Below are 22,878 nucleotides of genomic sequence, written 5' to 3'. Positions count from 1 at the left end.
CCGCGAAATGCGCCAGATGGAAGGCGGGTGGGCTTCGACCTACCTGATCGATCAGTCCAAGACCCGTCTGGAGCGCCTGGGCTACTTCAAGGAAGTCAACGTCGAGACCCCACCGGTGCCGGGCACCGACGACCAGGTCGACGTCAACTACAGCGTCGAAGAGCAGGCCTCCGGCTCGATCACCGCCAGCGTCGGTTTCGCCCAGAGCGCCGGCCTGATCCTCGGTGGTTCGATCAGCCAGAGCAACTTCCTCGGTACCGGTAACAAAGTATCCGTCGGCCTGACCCGTTCGGAATACCAGACCCGCTACAACTTCGGCTTCGTTGATCCCTACTTCACTGCCGATGGCGTCAGCCTGGGCTACAACGCCTTCTACCGCAGCACCGACTACGACGACCTCGACGTCGACGTGGCCAGCTATGCGGTGGACAGCTACGGTGCCGGCGTGAGCCTGGGCTACCCGATCAGCGAAACCTCGCGCCTGACCTACGGCCTGAGCGTGCAGCAGGACAAGATCAAGACCGGTAAGTACACCGTTGACGAGATCTTCGATTTCCTCGACCAGGAAGGCGACAACTTCCTGAACTTCAAGGCTTCGATCGGTTGGTCCGAATCGACCTTGAACAAAGGCGTGCTGGCCACCCGTGGTCACTCGCAAAGCCTGACCCTGGAATCCACCATTCCGGGCAGCGACCTGTCGTTCTTCAAGCTCGACTACCGTGGGCAGCTGTTCCAGCCGATCAGCAACGACTACACCCTGCGCCTGCACACCGAACTGGGCTATGGTGATGGTTATGGCAGTACATCGGGCCTGCCGTTCTACGAGAACTACTTCGCAGGTGGCTTCAACTCTGTCCGTGGCTTCAAGGACAGCAGCCTGGGCCCGCGCAGTACCCCGAGCCGTGGCGCGGATGATCCTAACGGCAAACCTGGTACCATCCGTGACCCGGACCAGGATCCGCTGCCGTTCGGTGGCAACGTGCTGGTTCAAGGTGGCGTCGAATTGCTGTTCCCGCTGCCGTTCGTCAAGGATCAGCGTTCGCTGCGCACGTCCGTGTTCTGGGACGTGGGTAACGTGTTCGACACCAATTGCGGCAACAAACCTGATTGCGAGAAGGTCGGCTTCTCGGGCATGGCCAGTTCGGTCGGCCTGGGTGTCACCTGGATTACCGCACTGGGCCCGCTGAGCTTCAGCCTGGCAATGCCGGTCAAAAAGCCGGACGATGCCGATACCCAGGTGTTCCAATTCTCTCTGGGCCAGACCTTCTAAGGTCGGCCCCTGCTTAATGACAACGGTTTATCCAGGAGTGCATCGTGCGTAAATTGGCTCAACTGGCCGTAGTGGCCGCGGCGCTGGTCGCCACCCCGGCTTTCGCCGAAATGAAGGTAGCCGTGCTGAACTATCAGATGGCCCTGCTCGAGTCGGATGCCGCCAAGAAGTACGCGGTCGATGCCGAGAAGAAGTTCGGCCCGCAACTGACCAAGCTGAAAAGCCTGGAAAGCAGCGCCAAGGGCATCCAGGACCGCCTGATCAAGGGCGGTGACAAGATGCAGCAGCAGGAGCGTGAGCGCCTGGAGCTCGAGTTCAAGCAAAAGGCCCGCGACTTCCAGTTCCAGTCCAAGGAGCTGAACGAAGCCAAGGCCGTCGCTGACCGCGATATGCTCAAGCAGCTGAAGCCGAAGCTGGATGGCGCCGTCGAGGAAGTGATCAAGAAAGGCGGTTTCGACCTCGTTCTCGAGCGTGGTGCGGTCATCGATGTCAAACCTCAGTACGACATCACCCGCCAGGTCATCGAGCGCATGAACCAAGCCCGTTGATATGAGTGTGACCATGACGCTAGGCCAACTGGCCGAGGCCCTCGGTGCCACCCTCAAGGGGCCCGAGGCGCTGCAGATTACCGCGCTGGCCACCTTGCAAGAGGCTGGCCCCGGTCAGTTGAGCTTCCTCGCCAACCCGCAGTACCGCAAGTACCTGGATAACTGCCAGGCGGGTGCGGTATTGCTCAAGGCCGCGGATGCCGAGAGTTTCGCTGGCAATGCCCTGATCGTGGCCGACCCCTACCAGGCGTATGCGCGTATTTCCCACCTGTTCGACCCTAAACCCAAGGCTGTGGCGGGAATCCATCCCAGCGCCGTGGTGGCTGAGGACGCGCAGGTAGACGCCAGCGCCAGCATCGGGCCGTTCGCGGTCATCGAAAGTGGTGCACGTATCGAGGCTGATGTCAGCATCGGCGCACATTGCTTCGTCGGTGCGCGTTGCGTTGTAGGTGAGGGCGGCTGGCTGGCGCCGCGGGTTACGTTGTATCACGACGTCACCATCGGCAAGCGTGTGGTCATCCAGTCGGGTGCTGTGATCGGCGGCGAAGGCTTCGGTTTTGCCAATGAGAAGGGCATCTGGCGCAAGATTGCCCAGATTGGTGGCGTCACCATTGGTGATGACGTGGAAATCGGCGTCAATACTGCCGTTGACCGTGGTGCGCTGTCCGACACGCGGATCGGGGACGGGGTCAAGCTCGACAACCAGATCCAGATCGCCCACAACGTGCAGATCGGTGACCACACGGCTATGGCCGCTTGCGTAGGCATCTCCGGCAGTACACGCATCGGCAAGCATTGCATGCTGGCCGGCGGCGTGGGCCTGGTGGGGCACATCGATATTTGCGATAACGTATTTGTTTCCGGGATGACAATGGTAACCCGTTCGATCACCGAACCCGGTTCCTATTCATCCGGCACAGCCATGCAGCCTCTGGCTGACTGGCGCAAGAGCGCTGCGCGTATCCGCCAGCTGGATGACATGGCCAAACGTCTTCAGCAGCTGGAAAAACGCGTCGATACCGTGACCTCAGGTGGCCTGCCGACATCAGAAGGCTGATACCATTCCCTGAGCAAGAGTGAACAGTCGCTAGCTGGCTCCTCTTTGGATTGCAAAAGGAGCGTGTGGTCAGCACCTGCGCTCCCTATTCTTATTACAGGCTTCCCCCCCGAAATGATGGACATCAACGAGATTCGCGAATACCTGCCTCACCGCTACCCGTTCCTGCTGGTGGATCGTGTGACGGATCTGGACTTCGAGGCCCAGAGCATTCGTGCCTACAAGAATGTCAGCATCAACGAGCCGTTTTTCAATGGCCACTTCCCGGCGCACCCGATCATGCCGGGCGTCCTGATCATCGAAGCCATGGCCCAGGCGGCCGGCATCCTTGGTTTCAAGATGCTCGATGCCAAGCCGGCCGATGGCACCCTGTACTATTTCGTCGGTTCCGACAAACTGCGTTTCCGTCAGCCGGTACTACCGGGTGACCAGCTGGTGCTGGAAGCCAAGTTCCTCAGCCGCAAAAGCATGATCTGGAAGTTCGAATGCCGCGCCCTGGTCGATGGCAAACCGGTTTGCTCGGCAGAAATCACCTGCGCGGAACGCTCCCTATGAATTCGATTGATCCTCGGGCCATTATCGATCCGTCGGCCAAGCTGGCCGATGGGGTCGAGGTCGGCCCTTGGTCGATCGTTGGCCCTGATGTAGAAATCGGGGAGGGCACCGTTATCGGCCCGCATGTTGTGCTCAAGGGGCCGACCCGCATTGGCAAGCACAACCGTATCTTTCAGTTTTCCTCGATCGGTGAAGACACCCCGGACCTCAAGTACAAGGGGGAGCCGACGCGCCTGGTGATTGGCGATCACAATGTGATCCGCGAAGGGGTGACCATCCACCGCGGTACTGTTCAGGACCGCGCGGAGACCACCGTGGGTGACCACAACCTGATCATGGCCTACGCCCACATTGGCCACGACAGCGTCATCGGCAACCACTGCATCCTGGTCAACAACACGGCGCTGGCCGGTCATGTGCATGTGGGTGACTGGGCGATCCTGTCCGGCTACACCCTGGTTCACCAGTACTGCCACATTGGCGCCCACGCGTTTTCCGGCATGGGCACGGCGATTGGCAAGGACGTTCCGGCTTTCGTGACCGTGTTCGGCAGCCCGGCCGAAGCCCGCAGCATGAACTTCGAGGGCATGCGCCGCCGTGGTTTCAGCGACGAGGTGATCCACGTGCTGCGTCGTTGCTACAAGATTGTCTACCGTCAGGGCCTGACCGTCGAAGACGCCCTCAAGGAACTGGCCGAGCCGGCCGCGCAACATCCTGAGGTCGAGCTGTTCCGTCAGTCGATCGTGAGCTCCGCCCGCGGTATTACACGCTGATATGGCCCAGCTTTGCGTAGCGCTGGTCGCCGGTGAGGCCAGCGGCGATATTCTGGGTTCAGGCTTGATGCGTGCCCTCAGGGCACGTCACCCTGATGTACGTTTTATCGGCGTTGGCGGCCCTTTGATGGAAGCCGAAGGCCTGCAATCCTATTTCCCCATGGAGCGCCTGGCCGTCATGGGCCTGGTCGAAGTACTGGGGCGCCTGCGCGAGCTGCTCAAGCGCCGCAAGCTATTGATCCAGACGTTGATCGACGAAAAACCCGACGTTTTCATCGGTATCGACGCCCCGGACTTCACCCTCAATATCGAACTGAAACTGCGTCAGGCCGGCATCAAGACCGTGCACTACGTCAGCCCATCAGTGTGGGCCTGGCGGCAGAAGCGTGTGCTGAAGATTCGCGAAGGTTGCGACCTGATGCTGACGCTGTTGCCGTTTGAGGCGCGCTTCTACGAAGAGCAAGGTGTACCGGTGCGCTTTGTCGGCCACCCGCTGGCCGACACCATCCCGCTTGAAGCTGACCGCTCGGCCGCGCGTGCCGCACTGGGCCTGGGCGAAGGGCCGATAGTGGCGCTGATGCCCGGTAGCCGGGGTGGCGAAGTAGGACGCTTGGGCGCGTTATTCCTCGATGCAGCCGAGCACCTGTGTCAGCAGGTGCCGGGTGTGCGCTTTGTGCTGCCCTGTGCCAACGCTGCGCGGCGTGCCCAGGTCGAGCACATGCTTGAAGGGCGCCAGCTGCCGCTGACCTTGCTCGATGGCCAGTCGCACCAAGCCCTGGCGGCCTGTGACGCGGTGTTGATCGCTTCGGGCACCGCGACCCTCGAAGCGCTGCTGTACAAGCGGCCGATGGTGGTGGCGTACCGCCTGGCACCGTTGACCTACTGGATTCTCAAGCGCCTGGTGAAAAGCCCCTACGTGTCATTGCCGAACCTGCTGGCCCAGCGCGAGCTGGTGCCCGAGCTGCTGCAGGACCAAGCCACCAGCCAAGCGTTGGCCAACACCCTTGCGCCGCTGGTGCGCGATGGTAGCCAACAGACCGAACGTTTCGACGAAATTCACCGCACCCTGCGCCGTGACGCCTCCAACCAGGCGGCCGAGGCGGTACTGGCCCTGCTCAAGGACCGCTGACATGCAAATTGGACTGGACTTCAACCTGGTCGAAGACCTGGTTGCCGGCGTTGACGAAGTGGGCCGTGGCCCGCTGTGCGGCGCAGTGGTTACGGCGGCAGTGATCCTCGACCCTGCGCGACCGATTCTTGGCCTGAACGATTCGAAGAAACTCACTGAGGCCAAACGCGAGGCGCTGTTCGACGAGATCTGCGAAAAGGCCCTGAGCTTCTGCATCGCCCGCGCCGAGGTCGAGGAAATCGACCACCTGAATATCCTGCAAGCCACCATGCTGGCCATGCAACGTGCGGTGGAAGGCCTGCACATTACCCCCAAGCTGGCCTTGATCGATGGCAACCGCTGCCCGAAGCTGGCCGTGCCGGCGTCGCCTGTGGTCAAGGGCGATAGCCAGGTGCCGGCCATTGCGGCGGCATCGATCCTGGCCAAAGTAACCCGTGATCGGGAAATGAGCGCATTCGAACTGATCTACCCAGGGTATGGCATCGGCGGGCACAAGGGTTACCCGACTCCCGTGCACCTTGAGGCGCTCGCGCGCCTGGGGCCTACGCCCATTCATCGGCGTTCGTTTGCCCCGGTGCGGGCGGCGTGGGAAGCGCGTGAAGGCGTCACCGATTCCCTGATCTGACCTGCCAGGGCTGCTTCGCGGGCTTGCCCGCTGCCGCAGGTGTGGCGTCGCTGCTGGTGGCAGCAATCTCTCGGTGGGAGCGGGGGTGCCCGCGAAGGGCTGCGACGCAGCCCCAAATCCCCTCCCCATTTAAGCTACAATCCCGCCCTTGTCGTTAAGCACTGCTACAGGATCTTCCATGTCGGTTCCCTTCGTTCACCTGCGCGTCCACTCCGAATTCTCGCTGGTCGACGGTCTGGTGCGGATCAAACCGCTGGCCAAGGCGCTAGCCGGGATGAACATGCCAGCGGTGGCGATCACCGACCAGAGCAACATGTGCTCGCTGGTGAAGTTCTACAAAACGGCCATGGGCGCCGGCATCAAACCGATCTGCGGTGCCGACCTGTGGCTGGCCGGTGCCGACCCGGAAGCCCCGCTGTCGCGCATTTGCTTCCTGGCCATGAACCCCCAGGGCTATCGCAACCTCACCGAATTGATCTCGCGGGGCTGGACCGACGGCCAGCGAAACGGCCTGGTCATCCTCCAGCGTGAATGGATCGCCCCCGCCAGCGAAGGCCTGATTGCCCTGTCTGCGGGCAAGGAAGGCGACATCGGCATGGCCTTGCTCAATGGTCGAGACGATGAAGCCCAAGCCCTGCTGCAAGACTGGATGGGCATGTTCCCCGAGCGCTTCTATGTAGAAGTACAGCGCACCAATCGCGCCCGCGACGAAGAATACGTGCACGCTGCGGTAGCCCTGGCCGACAAGTTTGGCGCGCCGCTGGTGGCCACCAACGACGTGCGTTTCATCAAGCAGTCGGACTTCGACGCCCACGAAACCCGTGTATGCATCGGCGAAGGCTGGACCCTCGACGACCCACGCCGCCCGCGTGGCTACAGCGACCAGCAGTACCTGAAGTCGGCCGAGGAAATGGCCGAGTTGTTCAGCGACCTGCCCGACGCCATCGCCAACACGGTCGAAATCGCCAAGCGCTGCAACATCCAGGTGCAGTTGGGCAAATACTTCCTGCCTGACTTCCCGACGCCCAACGGCATGGGCATCGACGATTACCTGCGGCATGTGTCCTACGAGGGCCTTGAAGAGCGCCTGGCGGTGCTGTGGCCGAAAGACACCACGCCCAATTACGAAGAGAAGCGCCAGGTTTACCTCGACCGCCTGAAGTTCGAGCTGGATATCATCATCCAGATGGGCTTCCCCGGTTACTTCCTGATCGTCATGGACTTCATCAAGTGGGCCAAGAACAACGATGTGCCGGTCGGCCCGGGGCGGGGGTCGGGTGCCGGCTCGCTGGTGGCCTACGTACTGAAGATCACCGACCTTGACCCGCTGGCCTATGACCTGCTGTTCGAGCGCTTCCTGAACCCTGAACGTGTTTCCATGCCCGACTTCGACGTCGACTTCTGCATGGACGGCCGCGACCGGGTCATCGACTACGTGGCCGAGGCCTACGGCCGTAACGCGGTAAGCCAGATCATCACCTTCGGTACCATGGCCGCCAAGGCGGTGGTGCGTGACGTGGCGCGGGTGCAGGGCAAGTCCTACGGCCTGGCCGATCGCCTGTCGAAGATGATCCCGTTCGAAGTGGGCATGACCCTGGAGAAGGCCTACGAGCAGGAAGAAATCCTGCGCGACTTCCTCAAAAGCGACGAAGACGGCCGCGAAATCTGGGACATGGCCCTGAAGCTGGAAGGTGTGACCCGGGGTACCGGCAAGCACGCCGGTGGTGTGGTTATCGCGCCGACCAAGCTTACCGATTTTTCGCCGATCGCTTGTGATGAAGAAGGCGGTGGCCTGGTCACCCAGTTCGACAAGGATGACGTCGAGGCCGCCGGCCTGGTGAAGTTCGACTTCCTCGGCCTGCGTACCCTGACCATCATCAAGTGGGCGATGGAGATCATCAACCGCGAGCAGGCCAAGAACAACCTGCCCGACTTGAACATCGACTTCATCCCGCTGGATGACCGCAAGACCTACGAGCTGTTGCAGAAGGCCGAAACCACGGCCGTGTTCCAGCTTGAATCGCGGGGCATGAAGGAGCTGATCAAGAAGCTCAAGCCCGACTGCCTGGAAGACCTCATCGCACTGGTGGCACTGTTCCGCCCCGGCCCGCTGCAATCGGGCATGGTGGACGACTTCATCAACCGCAAGCACGGCCGCGCCGAGCTGGCCTACCCACATGCGGACTACCAGTACGAAGGCCTCAAACCGGTACTGGCGCCCACCTACGGCATCATCCTGTACCAGGAACAGGTGATGCAGATCGCCCAGGTGATGGCAGGCTATACCCTGGGCGGTGCCGACATGCTGCGCCGGGCGATGGGTAAGAAAAAGCCCGAGGAAATGGCCAAGCAGCGCGGTGGTTTCATCGAAGGTTGCGTGGCCAACAATATCGATGCGGACCTGGCTGGTAACATCTTCGACCTGGTAGAAAAGTTCGCCGGTTACGGTTTCAACAAATCTCACTCCGCAGCCTATGGCCTGGTGTCCTACCAGACCGCCTGGCTGAAAACCCACTACCCGGCGCCATTCATGGCTGCGGTACTGTCGGCGGATATGCACAACACCGACAAGGTGGTGGTGCTGGTAGAAGAAGTTCGCAGCATGAAGTTGCGGCTGGACGCGCCAGACGTGAACTTCTCCGACTTCAAGTTCACCGTCAACAACGACGGCCGTATCGTCTACGGCCTGGGTGCCATCAAGGGCGTCGGCGAAGGCCCGGTGGAAGCAATCGTCGAGGCCCGTGCCCAGGGCGGCCCGTTCAAGGACCTGTTCGACTTCTGTGACCGCATCGATCTCAAACGGGTGAACAAGCGTACCCTCGATGCGCTGGTGCGCAGCGGCGCGCTGGACCGGCTGGGCCCGCACTTCCATGACGAGATAAAGGCCTACCAGGCCAACATCGACATCAACCGTGCGACCTTGCTCTCGGCGCTGGGTGAGGCCATCAAGGCTGCCGAGCAAGCGGCCCACACCGCTGACAGCGGTCACGTCGATCTGTTCGGCAGCATGTTCGACGAGGCGCAAGTCGACGTCTATGCCAACCACCGCAAGGTCCGCGAGCTGACCCTCAAGGAGCGCTTGAAGGGCGAAAAAGACACCCTTGGCCTGTACCTGACCGGCCACCCGATCGACGAGTACGAGACCGAGATCCGCCGCTTCGCCCGCCAGCGCATCATCGACCTCAAGCCGTCGCGCGAAACCCAGACCATCGCCGGCATGATCATCGCCTTGCGGGTGATGAAGAACAAAAAGGGCGACAAGATGGGCTTCGTTACCCTGGATGACCGCTCCGGGCGCATAGAGGCTTCCCTGTTCGCAGATGCCTACATCGCGGCACAGTCCTTGCTGCAGGCCGATGCCATGGTGGTGGTCGAAGGCGAGGTCAGCAACGACGACTTCTCCGGCGGCCTGCGCCTGCGGGTTAAGCAGGTCATGACCATGGAAGACGCACGCACCAAGCTGGCCGAGAGCCTGCGCCTGAAAGTGGCGCACGATGCCCTGAAGGGCGACCGGCTGAAGTGGCTGGGTGAGCTGATCACCCGCCATCGCGGTGCTTGCCCGATCACCCTGGAGTACACCGGCAGCGACGCCAAGGCCATGCTGCAGTTCGGCGAGCAGTGGGCGATCGACCCGGCCGACGGGCTGATTCAGGCGCTGCGTGACCAGTTCGGGCGTGAGAACGTCTTCCTGCAATATCGTTGAACCGACAAAACATTTAATCTCGACCTGAATGCGCCTGATCCCTTAAGGTATGGCGCCAAACGGATCAACCGGCCGGCCGCCTGGCCGTAGACCCAAGACGGATGACTATGAACCCGAATTTTCTCGATTTCGAACAGCCGATTGCCGACCTGCAAGCCAAGATCGAAGGCCTGCGCCTGGTAGGTAACGACAACTCGCTGAACATCAGCGATGAAATTGCCCGTCTGCAAGACAAGAGCAACACCCTGACCGAAAGCATCTTCGGCAACCTGACCAGCTGGCAGATCGCCCGCCTGGCCCGTCACCCACGTCGTCCTTATACCCTGGACTACCTGGAGCACATCTTCACCGAGTTCGAAGAGCTGCACGGTGACCGCCACTTCTCCGATGACGCTGCCATCGTAGGCGGTACCGCCCGCCTGGACGGCAAGCCAGTCATGGTCATTGGTCATCAGAAGGGCCGCGAAGTACGCGAGAAGGTGCGTCGCAACTTCGGCATGCCGCGCCCGGAAGGCTACCGCAAGGCTTGCCGCCTGATGGAGATGGCCGAGCGCTTCAAAATGCCGATCCTGACCTTCATCGACACCCCAGGTGCATACCCAGGCATCGACGCCGAGGAGCGCAACCAGAGCGAGGCAATCGCCTGGAACCTGCGCGTGATGGCGCGCCTGAAAACCCCGATCATCGCCACCGTGATCGGTGAGGGTGGTTCTGGCGGTGCACTGGCCATCGGCGTGTGCGACCAACTGAACATGCTGCAGTACTCCACCTACTCGGTGATCTCGCCGGAAGGCTGCGCTTCGATCCTGTGGAAGACTGCCGACAAAGCCGCTGACGCCGCCGAGGCAATGGGCATCACTGCCGAGCGCCTGAAGAGCTTGAACATTGTCGACAAGGTCATCCAGGAGCCGCTGGGCGGCGCCCACCGTGACCCGGCCAAGATGTCGGAAGCCATCCGTGCCGACCTGGTGCAGCAACTGGACATGCTCGGCAAGTTCGACAACGACGCGCTGCTGGCACGCCGTTACGAGCGCCTGATGAGCTACGGCCTCTGATAGCGAGATGACGGGCACCGGCTTTGCCGGTGTTCGCGGGCACGCCCGCTTGCACAGGTAATGCTCTACCCTCGGGGCTAGCGGCATACTTGTGGGAGCGGGCGTGCCCGCGAATGCTTTGTTGAATCGAGCGAGGGCTAGATGATCAACCTCAACCCCTGGCTCAATGCCCCCAACTGGTACATCGCCTACTCCGGCGGCCTCGACTCCACCGTCCTCATGCACCTGCTGGCTGACTACGCCCGCAACCACGCGTCCCCCCCGTTGCGCGCCATTCATGTCCATCACGGCCTGCAAACCGCCGCTGACGCCTGGCCTGCCCATTGCCAAGCCATCTGCGACAATCTCGGCGTCGAACTCCAGGTCATCCACGTCCAGGTCAGCCCTAGCGCGAGTGTCGAACAGGCCGCTCGCGACGCCCGCTATGCCGCTTTCAAGCAAACGCTCGGCCCTGGCGACATCCTGTTCACCGGCCAGCACCGCGACGACCAGGCTGAAACCCTGCTGTTCCGCCTGCTGCGCGGCGCCGGTCTGCGTGGCCTTGCGGCAATGCCGGGGCAGCGGGCGCTAGGGCAGGGCAGCCTGGCCAGGCCGTTGCTGGGGTGTGCCCGGCAACAGTTGCAGGACTACGCCAGCGCCCACCGGCTGGCCTGGATCGAAGACCCGTCGAACACTGACACACATTTCGCCCGCAACTACCTGCGCGGCGAGGTGTTCCCGCGCTTGCAACAACGTTGGCCACAAGCCAGTCAGAACCTCGCCCGCGCTGCAGAGCACTTGGGGGAGGCCCTGGGCCTGTTGGACGAACTGGCCCAGGCCGACCTGGCGCGCGCGCAGGAGGGGGCACCCGCCGCGTGGTCGGCGCTACCATCGCTCGGCCTGGCTGCCCTGGCGACGCTTTCGCCGTCCCGTCAACGCAATGCCTTGCAATATTGGCTGAGCCAGCGCACCCGTTTGCCCGACACGCGGCATTGGGCTGGCTGGGCAGACCTGCGCGATGCCGGCGCCGATGCCCAGCCAGTCTGGTCGCTTGCCGATGGGCGGTTGCTGCGTAGCCAAGGGCGCGTCTGGTGGTTGAGTGGCGATTGGCTGAAGACACCCACCGGCCAGCTGGCCTGGGCTGATCCTGACGAGCCGTTGCTGTTGCCGGGCAATGGTAGTGTGCGTCTTGTTGGCGCAGGCCAGCTCGATGGGTTGCGCATCGCCTACCGCCTGGGTGGTGAAATGCTGGAGATCCCCGGCCGTGGACGGCGCGACCTCAAGCGCCTGCTCAACGAGCAGCAAGTGCCGCATTTCCTGCGTTCGCGCCTGCCGCTGCTGTATCGGGGCGAACGCCTGCTGGCAGTGGCCAACTTGCCCAGGCAGGTGCAGGCGGATTGCCAGCTGCATTGGCAGTTACCGACGAACGCGCAAGGTTTGAGCTGAAGGGTACATTCCGGTAGACTACCCTCCCTTCTTGATACAACTTCTGTGGGTTCCGCGAAAACACAGGGGTTGCCGATTACCAAGCAGTTTTTTGCTGGGCTGATTCTGGAAATGACGAGCGAGCTCCATGCCGGGGATACCCCTGGTCTGTACAGACGCGGCAGTTTTTCGAGATGCACTGTGATTGACGCAGGTGATCGGGGGCTTCGGCCTTCCTTCGCTTTCTCCGGCGGCGCTGGCCGCCTTAACGCAGACTTCTAGGGTTTTTCATGACGCGCTACATATTCGTCACGGGCGGTGTTGTTTCTTCATTGGGGAAAGGCATTGCCTCGGCTTCCCTGGCGGCCATCCTGGAAGCGCGGGGCCTGAAGGTCACCATGCTCAAGCTGGATCCGTACATCAACGTCGATCCGGGCACCATGAGCCCGTTCCAGCATGGTGAAGTGTTCGTCACCCACGATGGCGCCGAGACCGACCTCGACCTGGGCCACTACGAGCGGTTCATCCGCACCACCATGACCCAGAACAACAACTTCACCACCGGCCGTATCTACGAGCACGTGCTGCGCAAGGAGCGCCGTGGTGATTACCTGGGCGCGACCATCCAGGTCATCCCGCACATCACCGACGAAATCAAGCGTCGCATCATCAAGGGCGCCGGCGATGCCGACGTGGCCCTGGTGGAAATCGGCGGTACCGTGGGTGACATCGAGTCGCAGCCGTTCCTCGAGGCCATTCGCCAGCTGCGCGTCGAAGTGGGCTCCAAGCGTGCCATGCTGATGCACCTGACCCTGGTCCCGTACATCGCCACCGCTGGCGAAACCAAGACCAAGCCGACCCAGCACTCGGTCAAGGAGCTGCGCTCCATCGGCCTGCAGCCTGATGTGCTGATCTGCCGCTCCGACCACCCGGTCGATGCCTCGTCGCGTCGCAAGATCGCGCTGTTCACCAACGTTGAAGAGCGTGCGGTGATTTCGCTGGAAGACGTCGACACCATCTACAAGATCCCGGGCGTACTGCATGCACAGGGCCTGGACGACTTCGTCGTCGAGCGCTTCGGCCTGCAGTGCAATGGCGCCGACCTGTCCGAGTGGGACAAAGTGGTCGATGCCAAGCTCAACCCAGAGCACGAAGTGACCATTGCCATGGTCGGCAAGTACATGGAACTGCTGGATGCGTACAAGTCGCTGATCGAGGCAATGAGCCACGCCGGCATCACCAACCGCACCAAGGTCAACCTGCGCTACATCGACTCGGAAGACATCGAGAACCAGGGCACCAGCCTGCTCGAAGGCGCCGATGCCATCCTGGTGCCTGGCGGTTTCGGCCTGCGCGGCGTGGAAGGCAAGATTACCGCGGTGCAATACGCCCGTGAGAACAAGGTGCCGTACCTGGGTATCTGCCTGGGCATGCAAGTGGCGGTGATTGAGTTCGCCCGTAACGTGATGGGTTGGAAAGACGCCAACTCCACCGAATTCGACCGTAACAGCGGCCACCCTGTGGTCGGCCTGATCACCGAGTGGGCCGATGCCACCGGTGCCGTCGAGACCCGCGACGAGGCTTCCGACCTGGGCGGTACCATGCGCCTGGGTGCTCAGGACTGCCAGCTGGCTGCCGGTTCCAAGGTGCACGACTGCTACGGCAAGGACGTGATCACCGAGCGTCACCGTCACCGCTACGAAGTGAACAACAACCTGCTGCCGCAGCTGGTCGACGCAGGCCTGGTGGTTTCCGGTCGTTCCGAAGACGGCGCGCTGGTGGAAGTGGTCGAGTCCAAGGACCACCCATGGTTCGTCGCTTGCCAGTTCCACCCGGAATTCACTTCGACCCCACGTGACGGCCACCCGCTGTTCAGTGGTTTCGTCAAGGCAGCTCTGGCTCAGAAGAACAAGGCCTGATCAATGACCCAGAAGATCATTCGCGTCGGTAACATCGAGATCGCCAACGACAAGCCGTTCGTCCTGTTCGGCGGCATGAACGTCCTGGAATCCCGTGACCTGGCAATGAAGGTCTGCGAAGAGTATGTGCGGGTTACCGAAAAGCTCGGTATCCCGTATGTGTTCAAGGCCAGCTTCGACAAGGCCAACCGTTCGTCGGTGACGTCCTACCGTGGCCCAGGCATGGAAGAAGGGCTGAAGATCTTCGAAGAGATCAAGCGCACCTTCAACGTGCCGGTGATTACCGACGTACACGAGCCTTACCAGGCCGAGCCCGTCGCCAAGGTGTGCGACATCATCCAGTTGCCGGCTTTCCTGTCGCGGCAGACTGACCTGGTGGTGGCCATGGCCAAGACCGGCGCGGTGATCAACATCAAGAAGGCCCAGTTCCTCGCCCCCCAGGAAATGAAACACATCCTGGCCAAGTGCGAAGAGGCCGGTAATGACCAGTTGATCCTCTGCGAGCGTGGTTCGAGCTTCGGCTACAACAACCTGGTGGTGGACATGCTCGGCTTCGGCATCATGAAGCAGTTCGAGTACCCGGTGTTCTTCGACGTGACCCACGCCCTGCAAATGCCGGGTGGCCGCAGCGATTCGGCGGGTGGCCGCCGTGCCCAGGTCACCGACCTGGCCAAGGCCGGCATGAGTCAGGGCCTGGCCGGGCTGTTCCTCGAGGCCCACCCCGACCCGGACAACGCCAAGTGCGATGGCCCATGCGCCCTGCGCCTGGACAAACTGGAGCCGTTCCTGGCCCAGCTCAAGCAATTGGACGACCTGGTGAAAAGTTTTCCGACGGTAGAAACCGCGTAAAGCTCATTTCTCGGGTAAAGTACCGCCCGATCCACCCCTGGCCAGTCGGTCAGGGGCTCCCTTCACCTGGCCTGCCCAAAGCAAGTCCGCCCGGTGAACGGCAAGAATTTCCTAAGCTAAGTTGTTTTCGTCAAATTCTGGAGTGCTTACAACAATGGCAAAAATCGTCGACATCAAAGGTCGTGAAGTTCTCGATTCGCGTGGCAACCCCACCGTGGAAGCCGATGTACTGCTCGACAACGGCATCATCGGCAGCGCTTGCGCGCCGTCCGGTGCTTCCACCGGCTCGCGCGAAGCGCTGGAGCTGCGTGATGGCGACAAGAGCCGTTACCTGGGCAAGGGCGTGCTGAAGGCCGTCGCCAACATCAACGGCCCGATCCGTGAGCTGCTGCTGGGCAAGGACCCTTCCGACCAGAAGGCCCTGGACCGCGCCATGATCGAACTGGACGGTACCGAGAACAAGGCCAAGCTGGGCGCCAACGCCATCCTGGCTGTTTCCCTGGCTGCCGCCAAAGCTGCCGCCCAGGACCAGGACCTGCCGCTGTACGCGCACATCGCCAACCTGAACGGCACTCCTGGCCAGTACTCGATGCCGGTGCCGATGATGAACATCATCAACGGTGGCGAGCACGCCGACAACAACGTCGACATCCAGGAGTTCATGGTTCAGCCGGTTGGCGCCAAGACCTTCTCCGACGGCCTGCGCATGGGTACCGAAATCTTCCACCACCTCAAAGCCGTGCTCAAGGCCCGCGGCCTGAACACCGCCGTAGGTGATGAAGGTGGTTTCGCGCCTAACCTGGCTTCCAACGAAGACGCCCTGGGCGCCATCGCCGAAGCGGTCGAAAAAGCCGGCTACAAGCTGGGCACCGACGTGACCCTGGCCCTGGACTGCGCGGCTTCCGAATTCTACGAAGACGGCAAGTACAACCTGTCCGGCGAAGGCAAGTCGTTCGACGCCGAAGGTTTCGCCGAGTATCTGAAAGGCCTGACCGAGCGCTTCCCGATCATCTCGATCGAAGACGGCCTGGACGAGTCCGACTGGGCTGGCTGGAAAATCCTCACCGACAAGATCGGTGAAAAAGTCCAGCTGGTCGGTGACGACCTGTTCGTGACCAACACCAAGATCCTCAAGGAAGGCATCGAGAAGGGCATCGGTAACTCGATCCTGATCAAGTTCAACCAGATCGGCTCGCTGACCGAAACCCTGGAAGCGATCCAGATGGCCAAGGCTGCTGGCTACACTGCAGTGATCTCGCACCGTTCCGGTGAAACCGAAGACTCGACCATTGCCGACCTGGCCGTGGGTACTGCCGCGGGTCAGATCAAGACCGGTTCGCTGTGCCGTTCCGACCGCGTTTCCAAGTACAACCAGCTGCTGCGCATCGAAGAGCAACTGGGCGCCAAAGCGGTTTACCGTGGTCGTGCCGAGTTTCGCGGCTAAGCAAGAGATGGTAAAAAGACAGCAGCCGGAGCGGTAGGAACGTTCGTACTGAACTTAACTACGTTCCAACGGGTTTCTGTCAACGAAGCCTGGCCTCGGCCAGGCTTCGTGCTATTCGAGGCCCCGTAAAAAAGTATGCGGCAGCCTTTTTAACCTGGATAACGTGATGCGCAGTCCCTATTGGGTGTTCCTCGTTCTGCTCCTGCTGCTGGGTGGCCTGCAGTACCGCCTGTGGGTGGGTAACGGCAGCCTGGCGCAAGTGACCGAGCTGAAGCAGCAGATTGCCGACCAGCATGCCGAAAACGAGCGCTTGCTTGAGCGTAACCGCGTGCTCGATGCCGAAGTGCTGGAGCTGAAAAAAGGCATGGAGACCGTTGAAGAACGGGCTCGCCATGAATTGGGGATGGTCAAAGAGGGCGAAACCCTCTTCCAGTTGCCACAGAAATGATCAATACCTTGCCGGCCTTCTGGGCCGTGATTCCTGCTGCGGGCGTTGGTGCCCGCATGGCTGCCGACCGCCCCAAGCAATACCTGGAGCTGGCTGGGCAGACCCTTCTCGAGCACAGCCTCGATTGTTTTCTTGGCCACCCGGCGCTTGCAGGGGTGGTAGTCAGCATTGCCGATGACGACCCGTATTGGCCTGGCCTGCGCTACGCCAGCGACCCGCGCATCCAGCGCGCGGCAGGTGGGCGTGAGCGCGCTGACTCGGTGCTCAACGCCTTGCTGGTGCTGCATGCCCAAGGGGCCTCGGACAGCGATTGGGTACTGGTGCACGATGCCGCGCGGCCAAACCTGGCGCGCAGCGACCTGGACAAGCTGTTGTCGGAATTGGCAGACGATCCGGTGGGTGGCCTGCTGGCGGTGCCGGCGCGCGATACCCTCAAGCGTGCCGATGGCAATGGCCGGGTGAGCGCTACCGTGGACCGCAGCACCATCTGGCAGGCGTATACGCCGCAGATGTTCCGCCTGGGTGCGTTGCACCGTGCGTTGGCCGAGTGCCTGGTGTCGGATGTCGTGGTGACCGATGAGGCTTCGGCCATCGAGTGGTCCGGTCAAGCGCCGCGGCTGGTTGAAGGGCGAAGTGACAACATCAAGGTGACCCGGCCGGAAGACCTGGAGTGGTTGCGCCAGCGTTGGGCAGGGCGTCGCTAAGGCTTTGGACCAGTGCTGGCTTCTTCGCGGGCATGCCCGCGAAAGGGCCAGTACAAGCAGCGCACTCCTTCAGCCGAGACGATATTCCGGCAACCCCGCCAACCCTTCCTTCAGGTAATCCACCAACCGCCGTACCTTCGGCGAAAGGTGCCGCTGCTGCGGATATAGCGCCCATACCGCTGTATTTGGTGGCTGGTGCGCCTCTAGCAGTGACACCAGCGCACCGTTGTTCAGGTGTTCCAGCACGTAATAATCCGGCAGTTGGCACAACCCTATCCCTTGCAACGCCGCATCCAGCACCGCCTGCCCACTGTTGCAGCGCCAATTGCCCTGCACCCGCTGGCTGATTTCACGGCCATCCTGCTGCAATGCCCACAAATCCGAACTGCCCACCAGGCAATTGTGCCGCGCCAGCTCCGAAAGGCTGTGTGGTCGGCCATAGCGCTCGAGATAGGCCGGCGAGGCGCACAGGTACATGCGCCTGGGTGCCAGGCGGGTGGCCACCAGCCGAGAGTCGGCCAGCCTGCCCAGGCGGATGGCCAGGTCCATGCCTTCATGCAGCAGGTCGAGGGTATGGTTGCTTAGTTCCACATCCACCCGCAGTTGCGGATACAGCGCCATGAACCGCGTTACCAGTGGCACGATGAAGCGCTCGCCATAGGCTACCGCGCAGGTCATGCGCAGCAAACCCTTGGGCTCGCTGGCCAGGTCGCCCATGGCGCGCAGGGCTTCCTCGCGGCCATCCTGCAGGCGCTGGCAATGCTGCAGAAAGGTCTGCCCGGCCTCGCTCAGGGTTACCCGGCGGGTGCTGCGGTACAGCAGGCGCGTCTGCAGGCGCTCCTCCAGGCGAGCGATCTGCCGGCTGATATGTGACGAAGATACTCCCAGCCGTTCAGCGGCCGCGGTGAACTGGCCTGATTCGGCTACGGCGACGAATTCGTCGATGCCTTCCCAGCGGCTGCTCATTGATTATCCCTGTATGGCAATAATGTTTTGTCTTTGCCCGGATTATTCATCAAAAGCGGCTGAATTACACTGCAAGTCTGAATCGACCCTCTGTCTGGAGACCTTTGATGATCAAGTCCCGTGCTGCCGTAGCCTTCGAGGCCAAGAAACCCCTGGAAATCGTCGAAGTCGACGTGGCCATGCCCAAGGCCGGTGAAGTGCTGCTGCGCGTGGTCGCCAGCGGTGTTTGCCATACCGACGCCTACACCCTGTCCGGGGCGGACCCGGAGGGTATCTTCCCGTCGATTCTCGGCCACGAAGGCGGCGCGATCGTCGAAGCGGTAGGCGAGGGCGTGACCTCGGTAGCCGTGGGTGACCACGTGATCCCGCTGTATACCCCGGAATGCGGCAAGTGCAAGTTCTGCCTCTCGGGCAAGACCAACCTGTGTCAGGCCATTCGTGCCACCCAGGGCAAAGGCCTGATGCCGGACGGCACCACGCGTTTCTCGTACAAGGGCCAGCAGCTGTTCCACTACATGGGCACGTCGACCTTCTCCGAGTACACCGTGCTGCCGGAAATCTCCGTAGCCAAAATCCAGAAGGAAGCCCCCCTGGAAAAGGTCTGCCTGCTGGGCTGTGGCGTCACTACCGGTATCGGCGCGGTGCTCAACACCGCCAAGGTCAAGCCGGGTGACACCGTGGCCATCTTCGGCCTCGGCGGTATCGGCCTGTCGGCGGTGATCGGTGCGGTCAAGGCCAAGGCCTCGCGTATCATCGCCATCGACATCAACCCGGCCAAGTTCGAAATCGCCCGTCAACTGGGTGCCACCGACTGCGTCAACCCGAAAGACTACGACCGCCCGATCCAGGAAGTGATTGTCGACCTCACCGACGGTGGCGTGGACTTCTCCTTCGAGTGCATCGGCAACGTGCAACTGATGCGCGCGGCCCTGGAATGCTGCCACAAGGGCTGGGGCGAGTCGGTGATCATTGGTGTGGCGGGTGCCGGCCAGGAAATCGCCACCCGTCCGTTCCAGCTGGTTACCGGCCGGGTATGGCGCGGTTCGGCGTTCGGCGGCGTGCGAGGCCGCAGCGAGCTGCCAAGCTACGTGGAAATGTCCGAGAAGGGCGAAATCCCGCTGGACACCTTCATCACCCACACCATGGGCCTGGAAGACATCAACAAGGCCTTCGACCTGATGCATGAAGGTAAGAGCATCCGTAGCGTGATCCACTTCTGAGGTACGCCATGAGCCTGGATAACATCTCCTGCCAGAAGAGCTTCGGCGGCTGGCACAAGCGTTACCGGCATCACTCCAAGGTGCTGGGTTGCGACATGGTGTTCGCCGTGTACCTGCCGCCGCAGGCCGAACAGGGTGAGAAGCTGCCGGTGCTGTACTGGCTCAGTGGCCTCACCTGTACCGACGAGAACTTCATGCAGAAGGCCGGCGCTCAGCGCCTGGCCGCCGAGCTTGGGCTGATCATCGTCGCCCCCGACACCAGCCCGCGTGGCGAGCAGGTGCCGGGCGACCCGGATGGCGCGTGGGACTTCGGCCTTGGGGCCGGCTTCTACCTCAACGCCACCCAGCAGCCCTGGGCCCAGCATTACCGCATGCATGACTATGTGGTACAGGAGTTGCCAGCCCTGATCGAAGCGCACTTCCCGGCGTCGGGCGAGCGCAGCATCAGCGGCCACTCCATGGGCGGGCATGGCGCGCTGGTGTGCGCCTTGCGCAACCCAGGGCGCTACCGTTCGGTGTCGGCGTTTTCCCCCATCAGCAACCCGATGGATTGCCCGTGGGGCGAGAAAGCTTTCAGCCGCTACCTGGGTGAAGATCGGGCGCGCTGGCGCGAGTGGGATGCCAGCGTGTTGCTGGCCGAAACCCCTGCCGGCGAGTGCCCGCCGTTGCTGGTTGACCAGGGCGACCGTGACGACTTTCTCGAGAAACAGCTCAAGCCCGAAGCGCTGGAGCAGGCCGCACGCAAAGGGGGCCATGCACTGACCCTGCGCCTGCAGCCGGGCTATGACCATAGCTACTACTTCATTGCCAGCTTCATCGAGGAGCACCTGCGCCATCATGCGGTGGCACTGGGGCGGGTGTAGCACCCTGGGCCAAAAGCCGCCAAACCCGCTGCAAAGCAGGTAGAATCACGCCCTGACTCATTCAGGGCGTTTTTCTATGCGTATTGGCCATGGCTACGATGTGCACCGTTTCTGCGACGGTGATTTCATTACCTTGGGCGGGGTGCGTATCCCCCACAAATACGGCCTGCTGGCCCATTCCGACGGCGACGTGCTGCTGCACGCCCTGAGCGATGCCTTGCTGGGCGCCGCGGCGCTGGGCGACATCGGCAAGCACTTCCCCGACACAGACCCGCAGTTCAAGGGGGCCGACAGCCGAGCGCTGCTGCGCCATGTGGTCGGCATCGTCAGGGCCAAGGGCTGGAAGGTCGGCAATGTCGACGCCACCATCGTCGCGCAGGCGCCGAAGATGGCCCCGCACATCGAGACCATGCGCCAGCTGATCGCCGAAGACCTGCAGGTCGAGCTCGACCAGGTCAACGTCAAGGCCACCACGACTGAAAAGCTGGGCTTCACCGGCCGCGAGGAGGGGATTGCCGTGCATTCGGTCGCCCTGCTGTTGCCAGCATGACCGAACTGGAACTGCTGGGCCCGCGCGCATCGGGCGAACCGTTGGGCACCGCCGTACTCAAGGCGGTGGCCGAGGATTTCCAGGTCGACGAAGTGCTGGATATCCCTCTGGCGGGGCAGGGCGAGCACCTGTGGCTGTGGGTCGAGAAGCGTGACCTGAACACCGAAGAGGCCGCCCGCCGCCTGGCCCGTGCCGCAGGCGTGCCCGTGCGCAGCATCAGCTATGCCGGCCTGAAGGACCGCCAGGCGCTGACCCGCCAGTGGTTCAGCCTGCACCTGCCGGGCAAGGCCGACCCGGACCTGTCGCGGGCCGAGGATGCCAGCCTGCGTGTGCTCAAGCAGGTGCGCCACCTGCGCAAGCTCCAGCGCGGCGCGCATTCGGCCAACGGTTTTACCCTGCGCCTGACGGCTCTGGCAGCCGATCACCAGGCGCTGGACACGCGCCTGGAACAGCTGAAGCAGAACGGTGTGCCCAACTATTTTGGCACCCAGCGCTTCGGCCACGGCGGTGGTAACGTGCATGACGCCCTCGAGTGGGCTGCCCGCAAGGCTTTGCCTGAGCAGCGCAACGTGCGTTCGCGGCTGCTTTCGGCTGGGCGCAGCTTCCTGTTCAATCAACTGCTGGCTGCGCGTGTCGCTGACGGCAGCTGGGCTCGCGCCCAGGTCGGCGACCTGCTGGCGTTCACTGACAGCCGTAGTTTCTTCCCGGCCGGTGAGGCGGAATGTGCCGACCCGCGCCTGGCGATTCTCGATCTGCACCCGACTGGCCCTATGTGGGGCGAGGGCGCCTCGCCTGCTGGCGCAGCCACTGCCCAGCTGGAAAACGCCGTTGGCGCACGGCAGCCGGCACTTTGCCAGTGGTTGGCCCAGGCGGGCATGGATCACGAACGGCGAATTCTGCGGCTCCCTATTGGCGGCCTGACGTGGCATTATCCCGAGCCTGATATCCTGCAACTGGAATTCGTCCTGCCGGCCGGATGCTTCGCCACCGTGGTGGTGCGTGAAGTCGTGGATCTGGTGTCGGCAGGGCAGACGGACAGCCCATGCGTATTCTGATTTCGAACGACGACGGTGTTACCGCACCCGGCATCGCCGCGTTGCACGCTGCGCTGGCGGATTACGCCGAGTGCGCGGTGATCGCCCCGGATCAAGACAAGAGCGGCGCCAGCAGTTCGCTGACGCTGGACCGGCCACTGCACCCGCAGACCCTGGCCAACGGCTTCATCAGCCTCAACGGCACGCCAACCGACTGTGTGCACCTGGGCCTCAATGGGTTGTTGCCACAGGCGCCAGACATGGTCGTGTCGGGGATCAACCTCGGTGCCAACCTGGGCGACGACGTGCTGTATTCGGGTACGGTCGCTGCGGCGTTGGAAGGCCGTTTCCTCGGCGGTACCTCGCTGGCGTTCTCGCTGTTGTCGCGCCAGCCGGACAACCTGCCGACCGCTGCCTATATCGCCCGTCGATTGGTCGAGGCACAGTCGCGCCTGGCGCTGCCGCCCCGCACCGTACTCAACGTCAATATCCCCAACTTGCCGCTGGAGCACATCCGTGGCATCCAGCTCACCCGCCTCGGTCATCGGGCGCGGGCGGCGGCGCCGACCAAGGTGGTCAACCCGCGCGGCAAGGAAGGCTACTGGATTGCCGTGGCCGGTGATGCCGAGGATGGGGGGCCGGGCACCGACTTCCACGCGGTCATGCAGGGCTACGTATCGATCACCCCGCTGCAACTCGATCGCACCTTCAATGATGCCTTCGAGCAGCTCGACGGTTGGCTGGAGGGCCTGCTCTGATGCG

General features: G+C 62.4%; 21 protein-coding genes. 20 read left to right on the top strand and 1 reads right to left on the bottom strand.

Annotation, left to right across the window (positions count from 1 at the left end):
* The 15 genes from bamA to ispD all read left to right on the top strand — a co-directional run.
* On the top strand, positions 1-1,270 hold a 1,270-nt coding region (bamA, locus tag APH42_RS16300), incomplete at its 5' end, for an outer membrane protein assembly factor BamA (RefSeq protein WP_082421411.1).
* 44 nt (positions 1,271-1,314) lie between these two features.
* Entirely contained in the window at positions 1,315-1,818 is a 504-nt protein-coding gene (locus APH42_RS16295) for an OmpH family outer membrane protein (RefSeq protein ID WP_012270843.1), read from the top strand.
* Between the two features lies 1 nt (position 1,819).
* Positions 1,820-2,875, top strand: a complete 1,056-nt coding sequence (gene lpxD / locus APH42_RS16290; RefSeq protein ID WP_060493774.1) for a UDP-3-O-(3-hydroxymyristoyl)glucosamine N-acyltransferase — start codon at positions 1,820-1,822, stop codon at positions 2,873-2,875.
* A gap of 114 nt (positions 2,876-2,989) precedes the next feature.
* Positions 2,990-3,430 (top strand): 3-hydroxyacyl-ACP dehydratase FabZ, encoded by a 441-nt coding sequence (fabZ, locus tag APH42_RS16285; RefSeq protein WP_003252314.1) that lies wholly within the window; start codon positions 2,990-2,992, stop codon positions 3,428-3,430.
* Positions 3,427-4,203 carry an acyl-ACP--UDP-N-acetylglucosamine O-acyltransferase gene (gene lpxA, locus APH42_RS16280; RefSeq protein WP_012270845.1) on the top strand — a complete coding sequence of 259 codons (777 nt, stop codon included), beginning with the start codon at positions 3,427-3,429 and terminating at the stop codon, positions 4,201-4,203. Before fabZ ends, lpxA begins: the two co-directional genes overlap by 4 nt.
* A gap of 1 nt (position 4,204) precedes the next feature.
* On the top strand, positions 4,205-5,332 hold the full coding sequence (gene lpxB / locus APH42_RS16275) for a lipid-A-disaccharide synthase (protein WP_060493773.1): 1,128 nt from the start codon (positions 4,205-4,207) through the stop codon (positions 5,330-5,332).
* Position 5,333: 1 nt separating this feature from the next.
* Positions 5,334-5,957, top strand: a complete 624-nt coding sequence (gene rnhB / locus APH42_RS16270; protein ID WP_060493772.1) for a ribonuclease HII — start codon at positions 5,334-5,336, stop codon at positions 5,955-5,957.
* A gap of 178 nt (positions 5,958-6,135) precedes the next feature.
* Positions 6,136-9,660, top strand: a complete 3,525-nt coding sequence (dnaE, locus tag APH42_RS16265) for a DNA polymerase III subunit alpha (RefSeq protein ID WP_012270848.1) — start codon at positions 6,136-6,138, stop codon at positions 9,658-9,660.
* 107 nt (positions 9,661-9,767) lie between these two features.
* On the top strand, positions 9,768-10,715 hold the full coding sequence (locus APH42_RS16260) for an acetyl-CoA carboxylase carboxyltransferase subunit alpha (RefSeq protein WP_041166396.1): 948 nt from the start codon (positions 9,768-9,770) through the stop codon (positions 10,713-10,715).
* A gap of 141 nt (positions 10,716-10,856) precedes the next feature.
* Positions 10,857-12,140 (top strand): tRNA lysidine(34) synthetase TilS, encoded by a 1,284-nt coding sequence (gene tilS / locus APH42_RS16255; protein WP_060493771.1) that lies wholly within the window; start codon positions 10,857-10,859, stop codon positions 12,138-12,140.
* Positions 12,141-12,409: 269 nt separating this feature from the next.
* Positions 12,410-14,038, top strand: coding sequence for a CTP synthase (locus APH42_RS16250; protein ID WP_012270851.1), 1,629 nt, complete (start codon positions 12,410-12,412; stop codon positions 14,036-14,038).
* A gap of 3 nt (positions 14,039-14,041) precedes the next feature.
* A complete protein-coding gene (kdsA, locus tag APH42_RS16245; RefSeq protein ID WP_012270852.1) occupies positions 14,042-14,887 on the top strand; it encodes a 3-deoxy-8-phosphooctulonate synthase in 846 nt (281 codons plus the stop codon).
* A 154-nt stretch (positions 14,888-15,041) separates the two neighbouring features.
* Entirely contained in the window at positions 15,042-16,331 is a 1,290-nt protein-coding gene (gene eno, locus APH42_RS16240; protein ID WP_012270853.1) for a phosphopyruvate hydratase, read from the top strand.
* Positions 16,332-16,497: 166 nt separating this feature from the next.
* Positions 16,498-16,779: a cell division protein FtsB gene (gene ftsB / locus APH42_RS16235; protein ID WP_012270854.1), complete on the top strand. Its 282-nt coding sequence runs from the start codon at positions 16,498-16,500 to the stop codon at positions 16,777-16,779.
* Positions 16,776-17,483, top strand: coding sequence for a 2-C-methyl-D-erythritol 4-phosphate cytidylyltransferase (ispD, locus tag APH42_RS16230; RefSeq protein ID WP_012270855.1), 708 nt, complete (start codon positions 16,776-16,778; stop codon positions 17,481-17,483). The genes ftsB and ispD overlap by 4 nt, the downstream gene beginning before the upstream one ends.
* Positions 17,484-17,552: 69 nt before the next feature.
* Here the strand turns inward: ispD and APH42_RS16225 are convergent, their stop codons facing one another.
* A complete protein-coding gene (locus tag APH42_RS16225) occupies positions 17,553-18,449 on the bottom strand; it encodes a LysR substrate-binding domain-containing protein (RefSeq protein ID WP_012270856.1) in 897 nt (298 codons plus the stop codon).
* A 107-nt stretch (positions 18,450-18,556) separates the two neighbouring features.
* Here APH42_RS16225 and APH42_RS16220 point away from each other — a divergent pair, with 107 nt between their 5' ends.
* The 5 genes from APH42_RS16220 (at position 18,557) to surE (ending at position 22,874) form a co-directional block, all read left to right on the top strand.
* Entirely contained in the window at positions 18,557-19,669 is a 1,113-nt protein-coding gene (locus APH42_RS16220) for an S-(hydroxymethyl)glutathione dehydrogenase/class III alcohol dehydrogenase (protein ID WP_012270857.1), read from the top strand.
* A gap of 8 nt (positions 19,670-19,677) precedes the next feature.
* The gene (fghA, locus tag APH42_RS16215) at positions 19,678-20,532 is read left to right on the top strand and encodes an S-formylglutathione hydrolase (RefSeq protein WP_012270858.1); all 855 of its coding nucleotides are present in this window, start codon (positions 19,678-19,680) and stop codon (positions 20,530-20,532) included.
* 76 nt (positions 20,533-20,608) lie between these two features.
* Positions 20,609-21,082: a 2-C-methyl-D-erythritol 2,4-cyclodiphosphate synthase gene (ispF, locus tag APH42_RS16210; protein ID WP_012270859.1), complete on the top strand. Its 474-nt coding sequence runs from the start codon at positions 20,609-20,611 to the stop codon at positions 21,080-21,082.
* Positions 21,079-22,137, top strand: coding sequence for a tRNA pseudouridine(13) synthase TruD (gene truD / locus APH42_RS16205; RefSeq protein ID WP_060493770.1), 1,059 nt, complete (start codon positions 21,079-21,081; stop codon positions 22,135-22,137). Before ispF ends, truD begins: the two co-directional genes overlap by 4 nt.
* Positions 22,125-22,874, top strand: coding sequence for a 5'/3'-nucleotidase SurE (gene surE / locus APH42_RS16200; protein WP_012270861.1), 750 nt, complete (start codon positions 22,125-22,127; stop codon positions 22,872-22,874). Before truD ends, surE begins: the two co-directional genes overlap by 13 nt.
* Positions 22,875-22,878: the final 4 nt, after the last annotated feature.

It is taken from the genome of Pseudomonas sp. NBRC 111140 (genome assembly GCF_001320885.1).
In the GTDB taxonomy this organism is placed as follows: domain Bacteria; phylum Pseudomonadota; class Gammaproteobacteria; order Pseudomonadales; family Pseudomonadaceae; genus Aquipseudomonas; species Aquipseudomonas putida_P.
The sequence above is the reverse complement of the archived record's forward strand: the minus strand, read 5'-3'. Positions and strand labels throughout refer to the sequence as shown.

Excerpts from the sequence above, each read along its gene's own strand:
- lpxD (WP_060493774.1), top strand. The coding sequence starts at position 1,820 with ATGAGTGTGACCATGACGCTAGGCCAACTGGCCGAGGCCCTCGGTGCC.
- fabZ (WP_003252314.1), top strand. The coding sequence starts at position 2,990 with ATGATGGACATCAACGAGATTCGCGAATACCTGCCTCACCGCTACCCG.
- lpxA (WP_012270845.1), top strand. The coding sequence starts at position 3,427 with ATGAATTCGATTGATCCTCGGGCCATTATCGATCCGTCGGCCAAGCTG.
- lpxB (WP_060493773.1), top strand. The coding sequence starts at position 4,205 with ATGGCCCAGCTTTGCGTAGCGCTGGTCGCCGGTGAGGCCAGCGGCGAT.
- rnhB (WP_060493772.1), top strand. The coding sequence starts at position 5,334 with ATGCAAATTGGACTGGACTTCAACCTGGTCGAAGACCTGGTTGCCGGC.
- dnaE (WP_012270848.1), top strand. The coding sequence starts at position 6,136 with ATGTCGGTTCCCTTCGTTCACCTGCGCGTCCACTCCGAATTCTCGCTG.
- APH42_RS16260 (WP_041166396.1), top strand. The coding sequence starts at position 9,768 with ATGAACCCGAATTTTCTCGATTTCGAACAGCCGATTGCCGACCTGCAA.
- tilS (WP_060493771.1), top strand. The coding sequence starts at position 10,857 with ATGATCAACCTCAACCCCTGGCTCAATGCCCCCAACTGGTACATCGCC.
- APH42_RS16250 (WP_012270851.1), top strand. The coding sequence starts at position 12,410 with ATGACGCGCTACATATTCGTCACGGGCGGTGTTGTTTCTTCATTGGGG.
- kdsA (WP_012270852.1), top strand. The coding sequence starts at position 14,042 with ATGACCCAGAAGATCATTCGCGTCGGTAACATCGAGATCGCCAACGAC.
- eno (WP_012270853.1), top strand. The coding sequence starts at position 15,042 with ATGGCAAAAATCGTCGACATCAAAGGTCGTGAAGTTCTCGATTCGCGT.
- ftsB (WP_012270854.1), top strand. The coding sequence starts at position 16,498 with ATGCGCAGTCCCTATTGGGTGTTCCTCGTTCTGCTCCTGCTGCTGGGT.
- ispD (WP_012270855.1), top strand. The coding sequence starts at position 16,776 with ATGATCAATACCTTGCCGGCCTTCTGGGCCGTGATTCCTGCTGCGGGC.
- APH42_RS16225 (WP_012270856.1), bottom strand. The coding sequence starts at position 18,449 with ATGAGCAGCCGCTGGGAAGGCATCGACGAATTCGTCGCCGTAGCCGAA.
- APH42_RS16220 (WP_012270857.1), top strand. The coding sequence starts at position 18,557 with ATGATCAAGTCCCGTGCTGCCGTAGCCTTCGAGGCCAAGAAACCCCTG.
- fghA (WP_012270858.1), top strand. The coding sequence starts at position 19,678 with ATGAGCCTGGATAACATCTCCTGCCAGAAGAGCTTCGGCGGCTGGCAC.
- ispF (WP_012270859.1), top strand. The coding sequence starts at position 20,609 with ATGCGTATTGGCCATGGCTACGATGTGCACCGTTTCTGCGACGGTGAT.
- truD (WP_060493770.1), top strand. The coding sequence starts at position 21,079 with ATGACCGAACTGGAACTGCTGGGCCCGCGCGCATCGGGCGAACCGTTG.
- surE (WP_012270861.1), top strand. The coding sequence starts at position 22,125 with ATGCGTATTCTGATTTCGAACGACGACGGTGTTACCGCACCCGGCATC.